This is a genomic window from Longimicrobium sp. (genome assembly GCF_036554565.1).
Classification (GTDB): domain Bacteria; phylum Gemmatimonadota; class Gemmatimonadetes; order Longimicrobiales; family Longimicrobiaceae; genus Longimicrobium.
This window is the reverse complement of sequence record NZ_DATBNB010000121.1, coordinates 1-4,484: the sequence shown is the minus strand read 5'-3', so window position 1 is coordinate 4,484 and position 4,484 is coordinate 1. Positions and strand designations below refer to the sequence as shown.

Genomic DNA, 4,484 nt, shown 5'->3' with positions numbered 1-4,484 from the left:
CAAGACGGATGCGAGCGCCCCCGGACCTGGTGCCGAGAGCGCTCGCCCTGACAACCTGGCGGGCGCCCCGCGTCACCGCGAGTACGCCACCACCATGCGCCGGGCCAACGCCTCGGCGGCGCTGACGATCCCCGCGCGGTCGTCCGGCGCGGCCGGCTGCCCGTCCGCATCGCCCCACCACACGAGCAGCCCCGTCCGCGCGTCCACCACCGCCGCCGTCAGCCGCACGCGCGTTCCCGCGCTGTCCGAGATGGCGACCGCGCTTCGCGTGATGACCACCAGCCGCGCCCGGGTGAGCGCGGCGTAGCGGCGGATCGGGTCCGCCAGGGCGCCCGCCACCCGCCGCTCGCCGTGGGACTGGTACGAGTCGTTGGGAAGCGCCGCCGGATCGGGCGCGTACCCGGGCGACTGGCGCAGGAGATGGCGCAGCCGGTCGGGGGTGATCCACTGCGTGACCGAGTCGCGCGCCTGGAGCGCGGCCACGATCTCGGCCGTGATCTGCTCGCGGTTGAAGCCTACGCCCGTGGACTGCTGCACGGGAAGGATCACCACCTGCTGCCCGCCCAGGTCCATCGGCGCCACGGAAACGGCTGGCGGCGGACCCGCGGGCGCCGGCTTCTTGCCGCCGCACGCGGGGAGCGCGAACGCGACGGCGAGCACGACCAGCCGCCGGGCCCGGGCGCGGCGGGGAAAATCGGACATCGATCGGATCAAAGCAGGTGTCCCCCGTCGACGGGAATGACGGTGCCGGTGATGTGGCGCGCGTACTCGGAGCAGAGAAAGACGACGACGTTCGCCACGTCCTGCGGATCGCCCAGGCGGCCCAGGACGGAGCGCTCGCGAGCGGTATCCAGGATTTCCGCCGGCACGCCGTTGGTCAGGCGCGTGGTGCGGATGTACCCCGGTGCCACGGCGTTCACGTTCACGTTGCTGGGCCCCAGTTCCAGCGCCGCCGAGCGGGTGAGGCCGAGCAGCCCCGCCTTGGAGGCGCTGTAGTTGGCCAGGCCGAACTCGCTGCGGATGCCGTGCACCGACGACACGTTGACGATCTTGCCGTCGTGGTGCCGGCGAAAGGTGGGTGCCAGCGCGCGGATCATGTGGAACGCGCCCGTCAGGTTGGTGTCCAGCACCGAGCTCCACTGCTCGTCCGTCAGCCGCCACAGCGCGCGGTCGCGCGCGATCCCCGCGTTGTTCACCAGGATGTGAACCCGCCCGAACTCCTCCTGCACGTTCTTGACGAACCGGTTCACCTCGTCGGAGTCGCGCACGTCGCAGGGCTCGCAGTGCACGCGCACCTCCAGCTGGCGCAGGTCGCGCTCCGTCTGCTCGGCTTCTTCCTCCATCCCCACACCGCCGTCGTACGAATACCAGTTGAAGGCGACGTTCACCCCATGGCGCGCAAACTCCAGCGCAATCGCCCGCCCGATGCCCGAGGCACCGCCCGTGACGATGGCGGTGCGCCCGCGCATGCTCATCCCGTAGTTCAGCGACTTGGGCTGCGTTTCCTCGTTGAGGCCCTCGAGGAATTCGTCCACGGCCTCCGCCTCGGCGGGAACGCGGATGATGCCACCCGGAATGCTGGGAAGTGACGGATAGGACGCCTCTGCCGGCAGGTTATGCGGGTCGTCCTGGACGGGATGGGGAGGGTGCATCCGGCGACCGGGGTGGCGGGTGCGAGGCGTGGGGTGCGTACGGATTCTACGCCCGGACTACCCCACGGGGCAAGGCGCAGACACTCTCGCCGGGGGCAAAAACTGCGCCCTCGACGGCGGCGTATCCGGCCGCTGCCCCGGGGCAACGGCGCTGGCGACAGATGCCGCCACGGACGGCACAAAACGGATCGCCCGCCCTCGCATGGAAGCGAAGGCGGGCGATCCTGTTCCTGGTTCCTACCGCGTCAGTACGGCGACGCGTCGTAGTTGTCGATCTGGGCGCGCTGCAGCTTTCCGGAGTAGTCCAGGTAGCAGACCTTGGTCTCGGAGTAGAACTCGTAGACCTCCCAGCCGCCCTCGCGGTGGCCGTTGCCCGTCTGCTTCACGCCACCGAACGGAAGGTGCGCCTCGGCGCCGATCGTGGGCGCGTTGACGTAGGTGATGCCGTTGTCCATCTCCTGGAACGCGCGGAACGCCGACACGGTGTCGCGCGTGTAGAGCGACGAGCTGAGGCCGTACTTCACCTCGTTGTTGATCTGGATCGCCTCGTCCAGGTCCGAGAAGCGGATCACCGAAAGCACCGGCCCGAAGATCTCCTCCGTCGCCATCCGCGAGCCGGGCTTGATGTCGGTGAAGATGGTCGGCTGGAAGAAGAATCCATCATCCAGGCCATTCCCGGTCGGGACTTCGCCGCCCAGCACGAGCGTTCCCTCCGTCTTCCCTATCTCCACGTACTCCTGCACCTTCTTGCGCGAGGCCTCGTGGATGAGCGGGCCCACGTCGACGCCCTCGTCCAGGCCGTAGCCCAGCTTCAGCTTCTTGGCGCGCTCGATCAGCCGCTCCAGCAGCTGGTCGTGAATGCGGTCGTGAAGCAGCAGGCGCGACGTGGCTGTGCACCGCTGACCCGTGGTGCCGAACGCGCCCCACAGCACGCCCTCCAGCGCGAGATCGAGCTCGGCGTCGTCCATGACGATCTGCGCGTTCTTGCCGCCCATTTCCAGCGACAGGCGCTTGTGCATGCGCCCGCACTGCTGGCCGATCACCGAGCCGATGTCCGTGGACCCCGTGAACGAGATCACCGGGATGTCCGGGTGCTCCACGATGGCCGCGCCGATCTCCTCGCCCAGGCCGTGCACCAGGTTCACGACGCCCGCGGGGATGCCGGCCTCTTCCAGCACTTCGACGAGCAGCTGCACGGTGTGCGGCGTGTCCTCCGCCGGCTTGATGATCACGCTGTTCCCGCAGACGAGCGCAGGGAACATCTTCCACGTGGGGATGGCCAGCGGGAAGTTGAAGGGGGTGATCAGCCCGCATACGCCGATGGGGCGGCGATAGCTCATCGCCCACTTGTTGCGCAGCTCCGAGGGCACGGTGTGGCCGAACAGGCGGCGTCCCTCCACGCCGGCGTAGTAGGCCGTGTCGATGCCCTCCTGCACGTCGCCGCGCGTTTCCGTGAGCGTCTTGCCCATCTCACGGGTGGCCGCGCGAGCGATCTCGTCCTTCCGCGTGCTCAGCAGGTCCCCCACCTTGCGGAGCACGTCGCCGCGGGCGGGGGCCGGGGTGCGGCGCCACTCCTCGAACCCCGACTTGGCGGCGCGGACGGCGCGGTCCAGGTCCTCGCGCGTGCTGCGCGGGAACAGGCCGATCAGGTCCGACTGCTTCGCGGGGTTGCGGTTCTCGAAGTAATCGCCGGAAGACGGCTCCACCCACTGGCCGCCGATGAAGTTCTTGTGCTTGTCCGCCATGCTGGTGATCGCGTGGAACGGGTTGAGCGGCTGCCTGCGAGCCGGGTGCTGGAAGCCGCCCAATCTAACCCCCCGGGCAACGGAGGCAACGGAACACGCCGGCCTCGCTAACGACGAGCGGGCTCCGCCATGTGGCGGAGCCCGCGTTAGGCGCACGCAAAGTCGTTCCGGCCAGGCCCGTCAGAAACGCTCGCGCGCGATCTTTACGCCGTAGTACAGCCCCAGCCCCGTCCCGACCATGCTCAGGATGAACGCCGCAAAGAACGAGAAGCGCTCGCCCGCCGCCCACCCGAGCCACCCACCCGCCGTCATCCCGATGAAGCCCAGCAGCCTGGTCATTCCGCTCAGATCCTACAATCGGATGAAGCCGAAGGCGAACATCAACGCCACGATGCCGCCGAGGAGCGCCGACCAGGCCGCCCAGAGCTTGTAGAACGCCAGGCCCGGGTACAGGCGCTTGTACAGCCAGGCGAGCACCCATCCCCCGCCGAACGTGCCCACCATCCACGCGAGCGCCAGCAGCGCCCACGCGCCGAACCCGGCGTCCCTCATCCCTCGCGGACCAGTTCGTAGCGCTCGATCTTCTTGTAGAGGTTGGAGCGCGGCATGTCGAGAATGCGCGCCGTCTCCGACACGTTCCAGTCGTTCTCGCGCAGCTTCTGCACGATGAACGCGCGCTCGGCCGCTTCCTTGAACTCGGCGAAGGTGGCGCAGCCCAGCAGGTCCCCGGAGAGCGCGCCGCCCTTCATCTTGCCGCCCACCAGCAGCTCCACGTCGTCCGCGGTGATGGATGCGCCGGAGGCCAGGATCAGCAGGCGCTCCACCGTGTTGCGCAGCTCGCGGACGTTGCCCGGCCAGTCCATGCGCTGCATGCGGTCCAGCGCGTCGTCGCTGATCGGCTTGGGGCGCAGGTTGGCCTCGCGGGAGTACGACTCCACGAAGTGGCGCACCAGCATGGCGATGTCTTCGCGCCGTTCGCGGAGTGGCGGAACGTGCAGCGGGATCACGTTCAGCCGGTAGTACAGGTCTTCGCGGAACCGGCCGCCCTTGATCTCCTCTTCCAGGTCCTTGTTGGTCGCCGCCAACA

The 4,484-nt window shown here is 68.9% G+C and carries 6 protein-coding genes; all 6 read right to left on the bottom strand.

Translation table 11 applies throughout. The features are described from left to right. Positions 1 to 72: 72 nt before the first annotated feature. The gene (locus VIB55_RS03305; protein WP_331875242.1) at positions 73 to 702 is read right to left on the bottom strand and encodes a hypothetical protein; all 630 of its coding nucleotides are present in this window, start codon (positions 700 to 702) and stop codon (positions 73 to 75) included. A gap of 8 nt (positions 703 to 710) precedes the next feature. After that, positions 711 to 1,652 (bottom strand): SDR family NAD(P)-dependent oxidoreductase, encoded by a 942-nt coding sequence (locus VIB55_RS03300; protein WP_331875241.1) that lies wholly within the window; start codon positions 1,650 to 1,652, stop codon positions 711 to 713. Between the two features lie 245 nt (positions 1,653 to 1,897). Further along, the gene (locus VIB55_RS03295) at positions 1,898 to 3,397 is read right to left on the bottom strand and encodes an aldehyde dehydrogenase family protein (protein WP_331875240.1); all 1,500 of its coding nucleotides are present in this window, start codon (positions 3,395 to 3,397) and stop codon (positions 1,898 to 1,900) included. Between the two features lie 180 nt (positions 3,398 to 3,577). Continuing rightward, positions 3,578 to 3,736: a hypothetical protein gene (locus VIB55_RS03290; RefSeq protein WP_331875239.1), complete on the bottom strand. Its 159-nt coding sequence runs from the start codon at positions 3,734 to 3,736 to the stop codon at positions 3,578 to 3,580. A gap of 12 nt (positions 3,737 to 3,748) precedes the next feature. Beyond that, entirely contained in the window at positions 3,749 to 3,949 is a 201-nt protein-coding gene (locus VIB55_RS03285) for a hypothetical protein (protein WP_331875238.1), read from the bottom strand. Next, positions 3,946 to 4,484: helix-turn-helix domain-containing protein (locus VIB55_RS03280; RefSeq protein ID WP_331875237.1), on the bottom strand; the 539-nt coding region annotated here is incomplete at its 5' end. The genes VIB55_RS03285 and VIB55_RS03280, both read right to left, overlap by 4 nt.